General features: G+C 66.5%; 21 protein-coding genes and 1 other RNA gene. 10 read left to right on the forward strand and 12 right to left on the reverse strand.

The window, feature by feature from the left end; genetic code table 11:
• Positions 1-18: 18 nt before the first annotated feature.
• From ASE67_RS04785 to ASE67_RS04800, 4 genes are read right to left on the reverse strand one after another with little or no spacing between them, the layout of a single operon-like run.
• Positions 19-543 (reverse strand): NUDIX hydrolase, encoded by a 525-nt coding sequence (locus tag ASE67_RS04785; protein ID WP_055757366.1) that lies wholly within the window; start codon positions 541-543, stop codon positions 19-21.
• The gene (locus ASE67_RS04790) at positions 540-1208 is read right to left on the reverse strand and encodes a TPM domain-containing protein (RefSeq protein ID WP_082456958.1); all 669 of its coding nucleotides are present in this window, start codon (positions 1206-1208) and stop codon (positions 540-542) included. The genes ASE67_RS04785 and ASE67_RS04790 overlap by 4 nt, the downstream gene beginning before the upstream one ends.
• Entirely contained in the window at positions 1208-2056 is an 849-nt protein-coding gene (locus ASE67_RS04795; protein WP_235511799.1) for a TPM domain-containing protein, read from the reverse strand. The genes ASE67_RS04790 and ASE67_RS04795 overlap by 1 nt, the downstream gene beginning before the upstream one ends.
• A 53-nt stretch (positions 2057-2109) precedes the next feature.
• On the reverse strand, positions 2110-2700 hold the full coding sequence (locus tag ASE67_RS04800; RefSeq protein WP_055757373.1) for a LemA family protein: 591 nt from the start codon (positions 2698-2700) through the stop codon (positions 2110-2112).
• A gap of 82 nt (positions 2701-2782) precedes the next feature.
• On the opposite strand from ASE67_RS04800, the gene mscL reads away from it, so the two are divergent.
• Positions 2783-3244 (forward strand): large conductance mechanosensitive channel protein MscL, encoded by a 462-nt coding sequence (gene mscL / locus ASE67_RS04805; RefSeq protein WP_055757375.1) that lies wholly within the window; start codon positions 2783-2785, stop codon positions 3242-3244.
• Between the two features lie 94 nt (positions 3245-3338).
• On the opposite strand, the gene ASE67_RS04810 is transcribed toward mscL, so the two are convergent.
• A complete protein-coding gene (locus tag ASE67_RS04810; protein ID WP_055759141.1) occupies positions 3339-3770 on the reverse strand; it encodes an RrF2 family transcriptional regulator in 432 nt (143 codons plus the stop codon).
• A gap of 44 nt (positions 3771-3814) precedes the next feature.
• Here ASE67_RS04810 and ssrA point away from each other — a divergent pair.
• Together ssrA and ASE67_RS04815 are read left to right on the forward strand one after the other, a co-directional pair.
• Positions 3815-4161: a transfer-messenger RNA gene (gene ssrA, locus ASE67_RS17665) on the forward strand.
• A 265-nt stretch (positions 4162-4426) separates the two neighbouring features.
• Complete coding sequence (locus ASE67_RS04815) at positions 4427-5200, forward strand: TSUP family transporter (RefSeq protein ID WP_055757378.1); 774 nt, start codon at positions 4427-4429, stop codon at positions 5198-5200.
• A 152-nt stretch (positions 5201-5352) separates the two neighbouring features.
• On the opposite strand, the gene ASE67_RS04820 is transcribed toward ASE67_RS04815, so the two are convergent.
• Together ASE67_RS04820 and ASE67_RS04825 are read right to left on the reverse strand one after the other, a co-directional pair.
• Complete coding sequence (locus ASE67_RS04820; protein WP_055757380.1) at positions 5353-6462, reverse strand: glycosidase; 1110 nt, start codon at positions 6460-6462, stop codon at positions 5353-5355.
• Positions 6459-6752, reverse strand: coding sequence for a chorismate mutase (locus ASE67_RS04825; protein WP_055757382.1), 294 nt, complete (start codon positions 6750-6752; stop codon positions 6459-6461). The genes ASE67_RS04820 and ASE67_RS04825 overlap by 4 nt, the downstream gene beginning before the upstream one ends.
• A 118-nt stretch (positions 6753-6870) precedes the next feature.
• Between ASE67_RS04825 and ASE67_RS04830 the strand changes: the two genes are divergently transcribed.
• Positions 6871-7884 carry a polyprenyl synthetase family protein gene (locus ASE67_RS04830; RefSeq protein WP_055757384.1) on the forward strand — a complete coding sequence of 338 codons (1014 nt, stop codon included), beginning with the start codon at positions 6871-6873 and terminating at the stop codon, positions 7882-7884.
• A gap of 96 nt (positions 7885-7980) precedes the next feature.
• The gene (locus ASE67_RS04835) at positions 7981-8373 is read left to right on the forward strand and encodes a hypothetical protein (protein WP_055757386.1); all 393 of its coding nucleotides are present in this window, start codon (positions 7981-7983) and stop codon (positions 8371-8373) included.
• Between the two features lie 241 nt (positions 8374-8614).
• Here the strand turns inward: ASE67_RS04835 and ASE67_RS04840 are convergent, their stop codons facing one another.
• Entirely contained in the window at positions 8615-9601 is a 987-nt protein-coding gene (locus tag ASE67_RS04840; RefSeq protein WP_082457015.1) for an NAD(P)H-dependent flavin oxidoreductase, read from the reverse strand.
• 90 nt (positions 9602-9691) lie between these two features.
• Here ASE67_RS04840 and ASE67_RS04845 point away from each other — a divergent pair, with 90 nt between their 5' ends.
• From ASE67_RS04845 to ASE67_RS18115, 3 genes are all read left to right on the forward strand, one after another.
• Positions 9692-10108 carry a secondary thiamine-phosphate synthase enzyme YjbQ gene (locus tag ASE67_RS04845; protein WP_055757391.1) on the forward strand — a complete coding sequence of 139 codons (417 nt, stop codon included), beginning with the start codon at positions 9692-9694 and terminating at the stop codon, positions 10106-10108.
• Positions 10109-10177: 69 nt separating this feature from the next.
• Positions 10178-11287, forward strand: a complete 1110-nt coding sequence (locus tag ASE67_RS17670) for a LysM peptidoglycan-binding domain-containing protein (RefSeq protein ID WP_082456960.1) — start codon at positions 10178-10180, stop codon at positions 11285-11287.
• A 265-nt stretch (positions 11288-11552) separates the two neighbouring features.
• A complete protein-coding gene (locus ASE67_RS18115) occupies positions 11553-11867 on the forward strand; it encodes a hypothetical protein (RefSeq protein ID WP_156348520.1) in 315 nt (104 codons plus the stop codon).
• A 1-nt stretch (position 11868) separates the two neighbouring features.
• Here the strand turns inward: ASE67_RS18115 and ASE67_RS04860 are convergent, their stop codons facing one another.
• The gene (locus ASE67_RS04860) at positions 11869-13113 is read right to left on the reverse strand and encodes an aspartate kinase (protein WP_055757394.1); all 1245 of its coding nucleotides are present in this window, start codon (positions 13111-13113) and stop codon (positions 11869-11871) included.
• 53 nt (positions 13114-13166) lie between these two features.
• On the opposite strand from ASE67_RS04860, the gene ubiG reads away from it, so the two are divergent.
• Positions 13167-13934: a bifunctional 2-polyprenyl-6-hydroxyphenol methylase/3-demethylubiquinol 3-O-methyltransferase UbiG gene (gene ubiG / locus ASE67_RS04865; RefSeq protein WP_443025531.1), complete on the forward strand. Its 768-nt coding sequence runs from the start codon at positions 13167-13169 to the stop codon at positions 13932-13934.
• 18 nt (positions 13935-13952) lie between these two features.
• On the opposite strand, the gene ASE67_RS04870 is transcribed toward ubiG, so the two are convergent.
• Positions 13953-14477 (reverse strand): hypothetical protein, encoded by a 525-nt coding sequence (locus tag ASE67_RS04870; RefSeq protein ID WP_156348521.1) that lies wholly within the window; start codon positions 14475-14477, stop codon positions 13953-13955.
• A 135-nt stretch (positions 14478-14612) separates the two neighbouring features.
• Between ASE67_RS04870 and ASE67_RS04875 the strand changes: the two genes are divergently transcribed.
• A complete protein-coding gene (locus ASE67_RS04875; RefSeq protein WP_055757397.1) occupies positions 14613-15032 on the forward strand; it encodes a DUF1810 domain-containing protein in 420 nt (139 codons plus the stop codon).
• Here ASE67_RS04875 and ASE67_RS04880 read toward each other — a convergent pair.
• Positions 15021-15431 (reverse strand): DUF6508 domain-containing protein, encoded by a 411-nt coding sequence (locus ASE67_RS04880; RefSeq protein WP_055757398.1) that lies wholly within the window; start codon positions 15429-15431, stop codon positions 15021-15023. The two genes, ASE67_RS04875 and ASE67_RS04880, sit on opposite strands and share 12 nt — an antisense overlap.
• Positions 15428-16585 (reverse strand): PQQ-dependent sugar dehydrogenase, encoded by a 1158-nt coding sequence (locus ASE67_RS04885; protein WP_055757400.1) that lies wholly within the window; start codon positions 16583-16585, stop codon positions 15428-15430. Before ASE67_RS04885 ends, ASE67_RS04880 begins: the two co-directional genes overlap by 4 nt.
• Positions 16586-16717: the final 132 nt, after the last annotated feature.

A 16717-nucleotide genomic window follows, 5' to 3' on the forward strand; every position in this document is an offset into this window, starting at 1 on the left:
GGGGTGACGAAAGGAAGCTCACCCCAACAGATACGGCGCCAACAGCAACAACAGCTTCACATCCACCGCCTTGCCCGCCGCGCGCTGGTCCGCGATGAACGCGGCCACGTCCGTCAGCTTCACCCGGTGGACCGTGATATTCTCCCCCGGCACCCCGCCGCCGTCGCCGACCTTCACCAGCGCTCCGGCCCGAAACAGCGTGAAGCTCTCCGACACCATGCCGGGCGAGGAATGATATTCGCCCAGCGACACCATCGTGCCCGCGCGATAGCCGGTTTCCTCCTCCAGCTCGCGCGTCGCCGCCACCGCCGCCGCTTCGCCGGCGGCATCGTCGCCGACCAACCCGGCGGGCAGTTCGATGCAGTTGCGGGCCAGCGGTACGCGATATTGTTCGACCAGCAGAACATGACCGTCATCGATCGCGACGATTACCGCCGCGCCGATGCCGTTCGCCCGGCCGACATATTCCCAGCGGCCGCGCTTTTTCGCGGTGATGAAGCGGCCGGCCCACATCACCTCTTCGGGTGCATCGGCGTCGATCATAGTTCGATCAACCGGTCGGGGAGTTCGTTCATTTGCCTGTCTCCTGTCGGAAAATGTTCGGTCAGCACCTGGCCGATCGCGCCCACCGCCTGAACGAGGCCGTCGGCGGGGCGATCCTGTTTCAGCGCGATCAGCAACGCCGCCAGCGCATCGCCCCACACCGCCTGATCGACCCGGTCGTGGATCGCGGCCTCGGCGATCAGTTCGGCACGATGTTCGTCGAGCGAGAGGTAGAGTAGCACGCCGGTCGCCGCCACCGTGCGCCGTTCGGCGGCGGCGCGGAACAGCAGCAGCGCACGGGCATGGACCCGCCGCGCCTTGGTCGACGCCGGGGTCAGCGCCATGCGCAGCGGCATCCACGCGCAGCCATAGCGCACGATCAGGAACACTGCGGCCTGCACCCACGCCATCGTCGTCAGCAGGAACAGCGGGGCAGGGGCATCGCCCCACGGTTCGGCCCAGCCATGGAAGGCCAGCAGCCATCCCGGCCACAGCGCGGTCGCGGCCAGCACCAGCAGCATCGCCAGCACCGCCATGTGCAGCCCGACATCGTGATAGGCGTCCGACCGCCGGGCGAGCACGACGACGATCTCGCCTTCGGTCGTTGCCTCTGCGGTCGCCACGGCATCGCGGATGCGTGCGCGATCGGTATCGGTCAATTCCATCACCAATTCCCCGACGCGCCGCCGCCGCCGCCGGAGCCGCCACCCCCGCCGGTAAAGCCGCCCCCGCTCCAGCCGCCACCCGAACTGCCGCGCGACGATCCACCGGACCATCCCCCGCCACGACTGCCGCCGCGCGCGGCACTGCGCGCCAATTCGTCGGCGATCGACCACAGCACGACCTGCGCGACATCACCCGCCGTGCTGCTGCGATGCGGCTGGCCCCATGGGCCCCGCCGCCGCTGCCGCGACACGGCAAGGATACCAAAGATCAACAGGCCGAACCCGATGAAGAACACGATCCCGATCACCGCACCGCCATCCGAGTCCGATGTCTGCTGGCGACGCCCCCGGTCGAACGCGTCGGCGGCGGCATCGACCTTTGCCTGCGCCTCTTCCGGGCTGGCACGCAGCAGCGCGATCACCGCATCGGTGCCCGCCGTCATCGCCGCCGGAACATCGCCCGTCTTCAGCTTCGGCATCATCTGTTGTTCGATGATCGTACGCGACATCGCGTCGGTCAGCACTGGTTCCAGTCCATAGCCGACCTCCAGCCGTGGTCCGCGCTGCCCGGCGGGATTGTTCGGCGCGATCAGCAGGATGACGCCGTTATCCACACCCTTCAGACCGACCCCCCAGGCGCGCAGCAGTTTGTTGGCATATTCCTCCAGCGGATAGCCCTGCACGTCGCCGATCGTGGCGACGACCAGCTGCCGCTTGGTATCCCGCTGTAAAGCCTGCAATTTCTGCGTCAGGTCGGCACGGGTCTCCGCCGGCAGGACGTTGGCGTCGTCGACGACCAGCCCGGAAAACTTCGGAAATGTCTGCGCGGCCGCCGGCAGCGCAACCATTGTCCACAACGTTATCCACAGGGCGAACAGGATGCGCCGCATGGGGCTACGCGTCAGTTCGCGTTGCCGAAATCGACCTGCGGCGCGACCTCGGCCCCGGCCTGCGCCTGGAAGCTCTGCTTGGGTTTTGCGCCGTAAAAGACCTTGGCCCCGATCGCGTCGGGAAAGGTGCGGATGCGCGTGTTATAGGCCTGTACCGCGTCGTTGTAATCGCGCCGGGCGATGGTGATGCGGTTCTCGGTCCCTTCCAGCTGCGATTGCAGCGCCAGGAAATTCTGGTTGCTGGTCAGCTGCGGATACGCCTCGACCACGGTGCGCAACTGGCCCAGCGCCTGGGTCAGCTGGTTCTGCGCCGCCTGGAATTTCTGAAAGGTCGCCGGGTCGGACAGATCGTCGGTGGTGACGTTGATCGACGTCGCCTGTGCGCGGGCCTGCGTCACCTGCGTCAGCACGCGCTCTTCCTGCTTCGCGAACCCCTTCACCGTCGCGACCAAGTTGGGTATCAGGTCGGCGCGGCGCTGATACTGGTTCTGCACCTCGCCCCATTTGGCGTTCACCTCTTCCTCGGCGGTCGGCACGCTGTTTACGCCGCACGCCGCCAGCGGCACCGCCGCCATCACCATCATCGCCCGCCGCATGTGCATGTCTTCCCACCTGAACCTTGCCTATTGCCATCGTATCGAAGCACTATGGCGCCCTCAAGCAGAGACGGGAGGGTCCAAGTCCATGCTCAAGGAGTTCCGCACCTTCGTCGCGCGCGGCAACGTGCTCGACCTCGCGGTCGGCGTCATCATCGGCGCGGCGTTCGGCACGATCACCAAATCGCTGACCGACGACATCATCATGCCGGTCATCGGCTGGCTGTTCGGCGGCTTCGACTTCTCGAGCTATTTCATCAAGCTCGGCCCGATCCCGGCGACCTACAAGGGTAGCCCGGACAGCTACACCGCGCTGAAGGAAGCCGGCGTGCCGCTGTTCGGCTATGGCCAGTTCGTCAGCGTGATCATCAATTTCCTGATCCTCGCCTTCATCGTGTTCCTGCTGGTCAAGTTCGTGAACCGCGCGATCGCGACGGTGCATCAGGAACAGAAGACCGGCGACGTGCCGCCCGCCGCCGATCCGCCCGAAGTGGCGCTGCTGCGCGAAATCCGCGACGAACTGCGCGCCGCAAAGAAGCTGCCCGAATAATGCCATACCCCCGCGCAGGCGGGGGGCCAGCGCCAAGAACGCGGCGGCAATGCGTGGAACCCTGGATCCCCGCCTGCGCAGGGGTACGAAAGGGTCAGGCCGCGGCCAGTTCCTGCGCGGCCGCCGCCGCCAGGCTGGTGCCATCGAGGATGCGCGCGGTTTCGTCGCGGACGCGCGCCATCGCGTGGCGGATGGCGCAGCTCGCCTCGTCCTTGCAATCGCCGCACGGGCGGTACGCGGTGCGGCTGACACAGGGGACCAGCGCCAGCGGCCCTTCGATCACGCGGATGATCTCACCCAGCGAAATCAGGTGCGCGGGGCGGGCAAGATGATAGCCGCCTGCCTTGCCGCGCGTCGACGACAGGAACCCGGCCTCACGCAGGTCGGCGAGGATCAGTTCGAGGAACTTGCGCGGCACATTCGCGGCGGTGGCGATGCGGTGCATCGGCATCGGTGCCTCGCCCGCAGGCTGTTCGGCCAGAAACAGCATCGCGCGAAGCGCATAGCGGGAACGCTGGGTCAGCATGATCCGATTGCCCATGCCACCGCATCGCGCGCAAGGGAAGTCCGCTTCTTTTCAAAGCGCTTCCGAACGCCTATATGCCCCTTTGTCGGCTTCCAGCCGGCTATGACGATAAACTGCGGCGTGCAATAGACGCAGCGGACCCGGGGGCAGTACCCGGCGGCTCCACCATAAGGTGGTGTTACTGGACACCGTTTCTGACGGGGCCGAACCAGGATCGACGTGTGTTGAAAAGCGCTGTTTTCGTTCGGAATGGGACCACCGCAACGGCCCATACACACAAGTGCCAACGATAACGAAGCACTCGCGATTGCGGCGTAACTAAGGGCCTCACGGCCTGAAGTTACTCTAAAATAGCGCGGTTGGACCGAACCGGGCAACAGAATCGGATTCCAGCGGTACGGGGAGCACCGGGCAACAGAAGCTCCCCACCTTTCCACGAATTTGATCGGGACGGCAGGGGGCGCAGGTTACCCGACGCAGGTTGGGGTCTCTGACCGCCATGCGCTATCTTTCCAGAACCCGCTCTCTTCCATCGTCACCCCGGATCAAGTCCGGGGTGACGGAAGGGGCGCATCGTCGAAAGATCGCCGTCGAATGACGACCGGATACGGGCCGCAAGGTTCCCCGCGCGCGGCTTCCACGCTACGCCCCGCGCCATGGACACCCAACTCATAGCCCTGCTCATGCTTGTCGCGTTCTGCGCCGGCACCATCGATGCGATGGCGGGCGGGGGCGGGCTCATCACCATCCCGGCGCTGCTCGCCGCCGGCGTCCCGCCGGTCGTGGCGCTCGGCACCAACAAGCTGCAAAGCGCGTTCGGCACCGCGGGTGCGACCTTCGCCTTCTGGCGCAAGGGGCATATCGACCTCAACCGGTCGTGGCGGCTCGCGCTCGCCTCGTTCGGTGGGGCGGCGGTCGGCGCGGCGCTGGTGCAGCGGATCGACCCGCATTTCCTGGCCGGTCTGCTGCCGATCCTGCTGGTCGTGATGGCGCTGTATTTCCTGTTCGGGCCGCGCCTGTCCGATGTCGACACCCATGTCCGCCTCGCGCCCGCCGGGCTGCTGCTCGCGGTGGCAGGGATCGGTACCTATGACGGGTTTTTCGGCCCCGGCACCGGATCGTTCTTCACGTTGCTGTTGGTCACTGCCGCCGGCATGGGCGCGACGCGGGCGGTGGCGCATACCAAGCTGCTGAACCTCGCCAGCAACCTGGCCGGCGTGGCGGTGCTGGTCGCGGGCGGCCATGTGTGGTGGACGCTGGGCCTCGCCATGGCAGTCGCCAGCATCGCCGGGGGACAGCTCGGCGCGGCGCTGGCGATCCGCTTCGGCGGGAAGGCGATCCGGCCGCTGCTGGTGGTGGTGTCGCTGGCGCTGACGGTGAAGCTGGTCGCGGACCCGGCCAATCCGCTGCGGGTGTGGTTGGGGGTGTAGCTCTCTCCCGTTCGGTTCGAGCAGCTTCGAGCTTGTCGAGAAGCGTCCGTCGAGAACTTGGCCGTTTGGGGCAACCCCTTCTCGACTTCGGTTCTCGACAAGCTCGAACCTGCACTCGAAGCGAACGGGGTGGGGAATGATGGAGAAGGAGATCAGTCCAGCCGCGCGCCCGCAATCCGCGTCAACCGGCACGCCAGGTCCGCTTCCCCCGACGCCACGATCCAGTCCGCCCCATCCGCCACGATGCCCGTGGTGAACACGACCGGCTGCGGCAGATACGCCTGATGCGCGATCGGCGCGATCAGTGCGGGGGCCGCCTCCAGCACCGGCCGCGATTCGTCGCGCTCCAGCACGGTGCGCACCTCCGCATCGATCAGCGCGCGATAGGTGCGATACACCCCGACCGCGCCCTGTTTCTCGACGCCGTGATACAGCAACATCCACCCGCGCTGCGTCCGCACCGGCGGCGTGCCCCCGCCCAGCTTGTACGCCGCCGCCCCCTTCAACGGCCGCAGCGCCGGTTCGCTCAGCGGCCGCCAGTGCAGCATGTCGGGGGAGGTCGCCAGGTTGATGCTCGGCCCGCTGCCCTCCGCGCCATCGGGCGCCGCGACGAACCACGCATCCGACAAGGGCCGGGTGAGCGACACATAGCGATCGCCGACCCGCCCCTCGAACGGCACCATGTCCTTGTTGCCATGGTCGAGCACGATCCCCTGCGACCGCCAATCGAACCCGTCGTCCGAGCGGTACAGTACGGTGCACAGCCGCCCGCCCGACACGCCGCACACCGTCATCCAGTAGGTGCCGTCGATCAGGACGATGCGCGGGTCCTCGACACCGTACTGGGCATAGTCGGCCGACGGCTCGACCGCGCGGTCGTAATGCACCGCCACCACCCGCTGCCCATCGGCCGACAGCTCGACCGGCAACAGCCACGACAGCGAGGTGAGGCCGAGGAACGGATACGCCCCGCCCTTCAACGAAAAGAAGCGCGGATCGCTGACGTCCGCCGTATCCGCCGGGAACGCATCCAGCATATAGCCACCCGCCGTCCAGCGGATCGATTGCACATGGCCGTCGCGCACCGGTTCGCTGAGCGCCTCCGCGACTCGCACCAGCAGCAGCAGGTTGCCGTTCGGCAACCGCGTCAGCGCCGGGTTGAACGCCCCCAGCACGAAGGTCGGCTCGGCAATGCCCCGCCGGAGCGGCGATCGGGTCAGGTCGACATCGTCGGGCGCGAAGACGATGCGGTCGTCGCTCACTGTGGTGCCCCGTCGTCCTGCAGCGACTGGTGATGGCGAATCACCTCGTCGATGATGAAGCGCAGGAATTTCTCGGAAAATTCGGGATCGAGATCGGCATCGCGGGCCAGCGACCGCAGCCGCGCGATCTGCGACTCCTCGCGCCCCGGATCGGCCGGGGGCAGGCCGTTCTCGGCCTTGTAGTGGCCCACCGCCTGCGTCACCTTGAACCGCTCGGCGAGCAGGAAGACCAGCGCCGCATCGATATTGTCGATGCTCTGGCGGAAGCGTTGCAGCGTCGCGTCGGGCATGATGTCCTTCCTGATCGGCGGCGGGAGCCGGGGACTGCCCCTTTCGCGCGACGGGACGTGGGTTGCAACCCGCCTTTCCCTTGCGTTCGCGTGTTCGAACGGCCACATCGCTTGGGACATGACGGCTACCCTGCACCGCCTCGACAAGCGCACCGACCCCTCGCTCGATCCGCTGATGGCGCTGGTCGCCGACGACATGAATCGCGTGAACGCGGTCATCCTCGATCGCATGCAGTCGAAAATTCCGCTGATCCCCGAACTGGCCGGTCACCTGATCGCCGGCGGGGGGAAGCGGATGCGGCCGATGCTGACGCTCGCGAGTGCCCGGCTGATCGGCTATGGCGGCACGCGCCACCACCTGCTGTCGGCGGCGGTCGAGTTCATCCATACCGCGACGCTGCTGCACGACGATGTGGTCGACGGGTCGGACCTGCGGCGGGGCAAGCGTACCGCCAACATCATCTGGGGCAATCCGGCCAGCGTGCTGGTCGGCGACTTCCTATTTTCCAAGAGCTTCGAGCTGATGGTCGAGGCGGAAAGCCTGAAGGCGCTGCGCGTCCTGTCGGGTGCCTCGGCGGTGATCGCGGAAGGGGAAGTGAACCAGCTGACTGCGATCCGCCGGATCGACACGCCCGAGGATCGCTATCTCGACATCATCGGGGCGAAGACCGCCGCGCTGTTCGCCGCCGCATGCCGCATCGCCGCGATCGTCGCCGATCGCTCGGACGCCGACGAAGCCGCGCTCGACGCCTATGGCCGCAACCTCGGCATCGCGTTCCAGCTGGTCGACGACGCGATCGATTACGTGTCCGACGCCGATACCATGGGCAAGGACGCGGGCGACGATTTCCGCGAGGGCAAGATGACGCTGCCCGTCATCCTCGCCTATGCGCGCGGTGACGAGGAATCGCGGGCCTTCTGGCGCGATGCGGTGTCGGGCAAGCGGGCGAGCGATGCCGATCTGGCGCACGCGATCACCCTGATCCGGTCGACCCGCGCGGTCGACGACACGCTGGCGCGCGCCCGCCATTATGGCCAGCGCGCGATCGATGCGATCGGGCGTTTCCCCAATGGTCCGGCCAAGGATGCGATGATCGAAGCGGTCGAGTTCGCCATCCGCCGCGCCTACTGAACCGGATACGATTCGGCAGGAAACGCTTTATAAACAATATCCTGTGACATTTCGTGCCGCGCATGACGCTGTGCGCCGCTACGGTACAGGACAACCATGCAGATCGCCGACGATCCCGCCTTTCGCGGGGCCATCACTTCCGCGCCGTGGATGCTGGACTTCGCATTGTTCGGGCATTGGGATCTCGGAACTGTGCAGCGCTTCGGCGCGGCGATTCGCGACGCGGTGATGCGGCTGCCTACGCTCGGCGTCCGGCCGGGGGAGCAGGTCGCGCTGTTCGACATCACCGGCTTCGCGGTCCAGTCGCCCGACGTCCTCGCCGCGATCGGTGCCATCGCCGACCGCTCGCGCACGACCTCGCGCAAGATCGCACTGGTGCGCAACAGCGCGCTGCTGTCGATGCAGGCGAAACGCGCGCTGCCCCACCTGCCGATGTTCGATTCGCGCGAGGAAGCGCTGGTGTGGTTGCGCGAGGAGGCGGCGGCCTGACCATCCCACTAACGTCACCCCGGGCTTGACCCGGGGTCCCGCTGCCTTGTCCAACGCCAGAAGAAGAAGCGGGACCCCGGATTAAGTCCGGGGTGACGTTCATGCCGGGCTTTCCTACAGCCCCAAGCCCTGCGACACTCCGGTTACGCTCTTTCGCATCGTGACCGCGTGACCCCCGCCACCGCAAACGCCACGCCGCGCGCGAAACCGTGGCGAGTGTGAACTTTGTGAACTTTGGACCTCAGGCCGCCCGTTTTTCCAGCGCCTGCGCGGCCTCCGCCATCAGCGTGGCGATGATCTCGGCCGCCGGTTCTTCCTTCGTCACCATGCCGACCGACTGCCCGGCCATCAGGCTGCCATGCTCGACATCGCCGTCGATCACCGCACGGCGCAGCGCGCCTGCCCAATAATGTTCGATCTGCAACTGCGCCTCGGCCATCGCGACGCTGCCTTCGTCGAGCAACTGCGCCACTTCGCGCTGCTTGGCGGTAAAAAGCTCGCCCCCGACATTCTTCAGCGCACGCACCGGAATGACGGGAAGCCGCGCGTCGATCTGCACGCTCGCCACGGCATCGCGCGCCGACGCCCGCAGAAACGCCTTCTTGAACGCCGGATGCGCGATCGATTCGGTCGCGCAGACGAACCGCGTGCCGAGCTGCACGCCCGCCGCACCCATATCGAGGTAGCCGGCGATCGCCTCGCCCCGGCCGATCCCACCGGCGACGAACACCGGCACCTGCTCGGCGACCTCGGGCAGCATTTCCTGCGCCAGCACGCTGGTCGACACCGGACCGATATGGCCGCCGGCCTCCATCCCCTCGATCACCAGCGCATCGGCGCCCGAGCGGATCAGCTTCTTGGCCAGCGCGAGGGCCGGGGCGAACGCGATGACCTTGGCCCCGGTCGCCTTGATCGCCTCCAGCGACCCCTTGGGCGGCAGGCCGCCGGCCAGCACGACATGGGTGACGCGGTGGCGGCCGCACACGTCGATCAGGTCGAACAGCGCCGGGTGCATCGTGATCAGGTTCACGCCGAACGGCTTGTCCGTCAGCGCCTTGGTCCCGGTAATCTCGGCATCCAGCAGCTCGGGCGTCATCGCCCCGCACGCGATCACGCCGAACCCGCCGGCGTTGGAGATGGCGGCCACCAGGTTGCGTTCGGACACCCACGACATCGCGCCGCACAGGATCGCGGTGTCGGAGCCAAGGAATTCACAGCCGCGCGCCATGCGGCGCGCCAGGCGCTCGGCGCCGATCGATGCGTTGGTCATGGCTCCCGCCTAGCGCGGGGCGACCGCTTCGGGCAAGCAGGGACGATGATGCGACAGGAACATGGCGAGCTGGTGGTGGTCACCAACGGGCAGGGGCTGGTGCTGGTAACGGGGCAGGTGCGCCACTGGGTCGAATCGACCGGCATCGCCGACGGGCTGCTCACCCTGTTCTGCCGCCACACCTCCGCCTCGCTGCTGATCCAGGAAAATACCAGTGAGACGGCGCGCGACGATCTGGAGCGCTATTTCCGCCACATCGCGCCCGAAAGCGACCGCTATGCCCATGCCGAGGAAGGGCCGGACGACATGCCCGCACATCTGCGCACCGCGCTGACCGGCGTGTCGCTGTCGATTCCGGTGGTCGGTTACCGCCCGGTGCTGGGCATCTGGCAGGGTATCTACCTGTTCGAACACCGGAGAGCCGCGCACCGGCGGCGCGTCGCGGTCCACCTGATCGGCGAGTAGCGAACGGCGGATACGCAGTTCGCTCCGCGCGTTCAGGGAGCAGTGCTGAGCTGACGAAGCGAGTACGCTATGGCAGGCGGGCGTATCCACATCGTAGGGCAGGGAGAAACCCTGTCGCTTATCGCACGACGCTATGGCACCGGCGTCCGGACGCTCGCCCGTCTCAACGGTATTCGCAATCCCGATCGGATCGGCATCGGTCAGCGGTTGCTGCTTCCAGCTTCCCTATCGCCTCCAGCGCGCCGGACAGCGCCGCGACCTTCCCGACAAACGACCCAGATCGGCGGCGGGCGTCTGGTGCTGACGGCGATTGATGTCTTGAACATCAAAAAGACGGTGCAGACCGAATGGGTACAATGGGCCGGTGCTGCGCAGGCGCACGGCATCATCGATACCATTTTGAATCGCACGGCATCGGGCCGTTGGGGATCAACCGTTGCCAGCGTAGTGAACGCTCCGTTCCAGTTCTCGGACATCAATGGCCCCATTTCCCGACGGCATGGACGCCGTTCCGTAGAGCAGTATCCCGCAAGCTCGATCAGTACGCGAGTTCATCAGACAGTAGATGATTATCTCGCACTGCGAGCCGCGGGGCGGGCATCGATCGTCGATACGCATTTGAATTATGCCAACCCGAAATATTCGGATGCAAAGAACCTCAAGTGGATAAACGCTTTGGATGGTCCACGGCTCGGTCGTGGCGATGCCGTCCACTATCATGGCACTGTGCCCGAACTGCAACGCCGCCGCCCTGGCCGGTTTCGCGTGGTTTTGTCCGAAACTGCGGAGCCGGACCATCGGCCGCCGGCAACGGCTAACACGATCGATGGGAATGCCGTAGCCGCAGCGAACGGCGTCCAGGTGAAAAATGCCGGAGTTCGGATCGGGCGCCTTGATCCTGCCATGAGCCTTGTGATCCGTGCGGTTGCCGAAATCGCTGTGCAACAGAATTTGCCAACTCCGGTCATCACGTCCGGGAACGACAGCCATCACGGTCGTCGATCCCTCCACTATGCCGATCGGGCACTCGATTTCCGCGGTAACAATATTACCGTGGCGCAGGGGCGAGCCTGGCAGGTGGCAGTCCGCCAACGGTTGGGGAACGACTATGATGTCCTGTTTGAAACCTTTCCGAATCCGGCAAACAATCACCTGCACGTCGAACATGACCCGAACTGACGGCGGTCGGGTGCGCCATCGTGTCACAGCGATGGCAGCGGTCCTGTGCAGCGCGGCGATTGCCGGTTGTTCGGCTGCGGTCCCACCGCCGCCCGGCAACGACGGCAGTGAAGCGGTTGCTGGCCGCGCGACAGGCGAACGGCGATTGTCGAACGATGCCGGATCGACTGCCCCGGCCGAAGCCGGCGTAGCCGAAAACACAGCGGATGCGCTTCGACCGACCGGCGCGCCCGGCCCGGCGCCACGCAGCTCGAATCGTTACACGGTGTCACAGGTACTGGGAAAGCGCGACCGGACGCTCGTCGGCGGCGACGCTGTGTGCGACATCAGCTTCGTCTATGCCGGGCGAGAGGCAGAGGGCGTATTCTGGGAAGAACCCTGCGATGCCGTCACCGCAACGATGATGGACCGCGCCCAGCTGGAACGGCTGAACCGCTGGGAGCGCCTTGATCGGTTCCAGCAGGGGTTCGTTCAGCAGATGCCGGGCGGCAAAGTATTGTACGTCGGTGGAGCATTCTCCGCCGCCGTCTATCCTTATGGTACGACCGGCACGGTCGAAGAAGTGACCGTGGCCGACTGACCTATTCGGCGTCCAGCCCGTAGGCGGTGTGCAGCACGCGCACGGCCAGTTCGGTGTAATCCTCTTCGATCAGCACGCTGACCTTGATCTCCGACGTGGTGATCGCTTGAATGTTGATGCCGCGATCGGCCAGCGCGGTGAACATCGTCGATGCGACACCGGCGTGGCTGCGCATGCCGACGCCCACCACCGACACTTTGGCGACGCGGGTGTCGTGCAGCACCTTCTGGAACCCGATGTCGGTCTTCGCCTTTTCCAGCGTGTCGAGCGCGCGGGCCAGTTCCGCCGACGGCACGGTGAAGGTCACGTCGGTCGATCCGGTCGAATGGGCGATGTTCTGCACGATCATGTCGACGTTGATGCCGGTGCCGGCCAGCGGCGCAAAGATCGATGCCACCGCGCCGGGGCGGTCGGGCACCGCGACCAGCGTGATCTTCGCCTCGTTCTTGTCGTGGGCGATACCGGTGATGAGCTGCCGTTCCATGTCCGTCACTTCCTCTTCGCCGACGATCAGCGTTCCACGATAACCATCCTCGTCGCGGGTATCGTCGAACGACGACAGCACGCGCACGCGGACCTTTTCCTTCATTGCCAGCCCGACCGAACGGGTCTGGAGCACCTTTGCGCCCACCGAGGCGAGCTCGAGCATTTCCTCGTACGTCACCCGCGCCAGCTTGCGCGCGCGCGGCACGATGCGCGGGTCGGTGGTATAGACGCCGTCGACATCGGTGTAGATGTCGCAGCGATCGGCCTGCATCGCCGCCGCCATCGCCACCGCCGACGTGTCCGACCCGCCGCGCCCCAGCGTGGTGATGCGCTGCGCATCGGTCACGCCCTGGAACCCGGGGATGACCGCCACTTCGCCCTTGTTCAGCGATTCGTCGAGCGCGGTCGTGTCGATCGATTCGATCCGGGCGGTGGCATGCGCGTCGCTGGTGCGGATCGGCAGCTGCCAGCCGAGCCACGAGCGCGCCGGCACGCCGATCGCCTGCAATGCGATGGCCAGCAGCCCGCTGGTCACCTGTTCGCCCGACGACACGACGGCATCATATTCGCGCGGATCGTACAGTGCCGACGCCTCGCGACAAAAGCCGACCAGTCGGTCGGTGTCGCCGGCCATGGCGGATACGACCACCGCGACCTGGTTGCCGGCCTCCACCTCGCGCTTCACGCGCGCGGCGACGCTCCGAATACGTTCGATCCCCGCCATCGAGGTGCCACCGAACTTCATCACGATCCGCGCCATGCGTTTTGCCATTCATCCTTGGGGGGAATGGCGGCGGCTGATAGGAGAGCGCCATGACGAACGCAAGCGAAGCAATCTTTATGTCGCCAAAAGCCACGTCGACGCAATCAAGCGTCGTGGCTCGTGAAGCGGCCCATTTCGGCGAGATGGCCGCCGACTGGTGGAACCCCAAGGGCAGCTCGGCGATGCTCCACCGGCTGAACCCGGTGCGGCTGGCCTTTGTCCGCGCGGCGATCGATTCGCACTGGGACGGCGACACCGCGGGCTTCACCCCGCTGGCCGGCAAGACCGTGCTCGATGTCGGCTGCGGCGCGGGGTTGCTCGCCGAACCGCTCGCGCGATTGGGTGGGCAGGTGACCGGCGTCGACGCCGCGCCCGAGAATATCGGTGCCGCCGCCGCTCATGCTGCGCTCACTGGTCTGTCGATCGAATATCTGGCGGGCGGCGTGGAGGCGATTGCCGGGCGGCAGTTCGATCTGGTCACCTCGCTGGAGGTGATCGAGCATGTCGCCGACCCCGTCGCCTTTGCGCGCGGGTTGGCCTACGCGGTGGCGCCGGGCGGGCTGCTCGTCGTCTCCACGCCCAACCGCACCGCGCTGTCGCGCCTCGCGATGATTACCGTGGCCGAAGGGTTCGGCATGATCCCGCGCGGCACCCATGACTGGGACCGGTTCCTCACCCCCCCGGAACTGACCGCGCATCTGGCGGCAGCGGGGATGACGGTCTCCCCGCCCAGCGGCCTGTCGTTCACGGCGGCGCGGGGCTTTACGTTGTCGGACGATATCTCGCTCGACTATTTCCTGACGGCGACGCGGGGCTGACCCCGCGCCGCTGCCACGTCACTTCTTGTCGAGGTTGATGACGAACATCGGCCCGAATTCGAACACCTGCTTGCCCGTCGCGAGTTGCAGCGACGCCATCAGCTCGCCCGCCGCATAGTCGCGATCGGCCTTGCCCGCGACCTGATGGAATTCGAATGCCTCGCCGACCTCGATCGGGCCGCCGATGACCTGGCTATAGGGTTCCTTGTTCAGCTGGATGCCCGCCACCGCGATTCGCGCCTTGGTGCCAGGCGTCATCCCGCTGGCCCGCGCGTGAAAAGCGAGGACGAGGCGATCGCCCTTTGCCACCGGCGCGTTGGTCGGTGACTGGAGCTGGATCTTCCACGCATCCTTGTCCGCACCCGGAATGGCGAGGCGGATGACCTTGCCGCCATCGACCTCCTTCACCCGCGTCAGCGGCGGCTTGGGCAGGCCATAGACGTTCAGGCTCGCGGGCAGCGGCGCGTTGATGACCTTTGCGGCGAAATCCTCGGCCGTTTGCGCGACGACCGGCGCGGCGACCATGGCGACCGCTGCGGCCACCATCCAATCCTTGTGCATAACCCCTCCCAAGGCATGTTTATCGAGGACGCGATGCTAATCGTATCCGTATCGTCGGATCAACCGTCAACGTTGTCAGAATTTGCGATGGGCGGCAGGGGCTCCCATGTCGATGGCATGAACGATCCGCTTGCCCGCTTCGTCGACGCCCAACGCGACAGCTATCCCACCGCGCTGGCCGAACTGCGCGCGGGTGCGAAGCGCAGCCACTGGATGTGGTTCGTCTTTCCCCAGATTCGCGCGCTGGGGCACAGCGCAATGGCGCAGGCCTATGCCATCGCCGACCGTGCCGAAGCGCAGGCCTATCTCGCGCATCCGTTGCTCGGCGCACGGCTGGTCGAATCGGTGGACGCGTTGCTCGGGCATCGCGGGACCGACATCGCCGCGATCCTCGGCGACGTCGACGCAATGAAACTACGGTCGTCGATGACGCTGTTCGAGGCTGCTGGGGGTGCGAGCGAGCCCTGCTTTGCCGCGATCCTCGATGCCTTTTATGGCAGTGACCGTGATCCGGCGACGCTACGCCTACTGGGCTAGGAGCGCCATCCGCCGGGCGACGGCGGGCAGGGTGCCGTCGTCGAAGGCGCTGGCAAGCAGCCCTTCGTTGAACCGGTCGCCCCGGATCAGGGTCGTCAGCAGGTCCGCCAGCCGATGGGCGTCGGCAAGCGCGATCCGCGTCGGATCGCCCCGCAGCGCGCGATAGTCGGGGCCAGCGGCAAAGTCGGGCCATGCGATATCGGGGCGAACCCAATGTGCGGCGTAGGCGGCGGCGACAAATGCCCCCGCCTCCCGCGACAGCTGGGAATAGGGCATCTCCACCACCCCATCCGACGATCCGCCGCCGCCCCATGATCCGAACGCGAACCCCGGCGTATCGAATATCGCCGCGAACGGTGCCAGCGGGGCGGGGTCGGGGGGCGGCAGGCGCCCGATCACCGCGGCGTCAGCTTCAGCAGCTTGGCGTTCGCGCCGTCCTGCAACACCCAGATCGCGCCATCGGGGCCTTCCTCGACCTCGCGGATGCGGGCGTTGATCGGCCACTGGTCGCCCTTGGCGGCATTGGTGCCGTTGACGTCGACCCGGACCAGCGCCTCGCTCGACAGGCCGCCGATGAACAGGTCGCCGGCATATTGCGGGAACAGCTTGCCCGAATAGACGATCAGCCCGCCGGGCGAGATCACCGGGTTCCACGCGACCTTGGGCGCCTCCAGGTCGGGGCGGGTGCTGTGGCGCGGGATCGGCCGGCCGTCATAATGATCGCCCTCCGACACCAGCGGATAGCCATAGTTGCGGCCCGCGACGATCAGGTTCACCTCGTCGCCGCCCTTCGGCCCCATTTCCTGCTCCCACAGATTGCCCTGCCGGTCGAAGGCGATCCCCAGCAGGTTGCGATGGCCGTACGACCATACCGCCGGATGGAATCCTTTCGCAGTCAGGCCCGGATCGCCCGCCGGCTTTCCGTCGAGCGTCAGGCGCAGCACCTTGCCCAGTGTCGCCTTCGGGTCCTGCGCCGGATCGAATTTCTGCCGTTCGCCATTGGTGAAGAACAGGTGCTGGCCATCGGGGGCAAAGGCGATGCGGCCCGAATAATGGCCGTCGCCGCTGACGAACGGCGTGGCGCGGAACAGTTCGGTGATGCCCGTCACGCGGTTGCCGTCGAGCACGCCGCGCGCCAGCACCACGCCCTTGCCACCGTCCCCCGCGACCGAATAGCTCAGATACACCCGCCGGCTGCTGGCGAAATCGGGGGCAAGCACGACGTCCATCAGCCCGCCTTGCCCGGCCGAATCGACGGGAATCGTCGCGGCGGTCGTCTTCTGGCTGCCATCGGCGCTGACCAGCACCAGCGTGCCGCCCTTCTCGGTCACCAGCATCCGCCCGTCGGGCAGGAAGGTCATCGCCCACGGCGCGTTGAAGGTCGTCACTTCGCGAGTCGCGAACGGCACGCCCCCGGTCGGGGTGGTCGCGGTCGGCGTCGGCGTGGGGGTGGCGGTGGGGGCGGGCGACACCGTGCCCGGCACATCGCTACCGCCGCCATTGCACGCGACCAGCAACATCGCGGCGGGAATCAGCGCATGGATCGGCAGCATCGTAAAAATCCTCTCGCAATATCGTTCTTGATCGTTCTTGCCCATGGCAACGCGCCGGCGGGCACGGCCGATCCGGCGGCCCTTGCCCAGACATGGTTTTTTACATATATGAGCGTTGCTTCCTCGACATCG

Source organism: Sphingomonas sp. Leaf23, from assembly GCF_001421585.1.
GTDB lineage: Bacteria > Pseudomonadota > Alphaproteobacteria > Sphingomonadales > Sphingomonadaceae > Sphingomonas.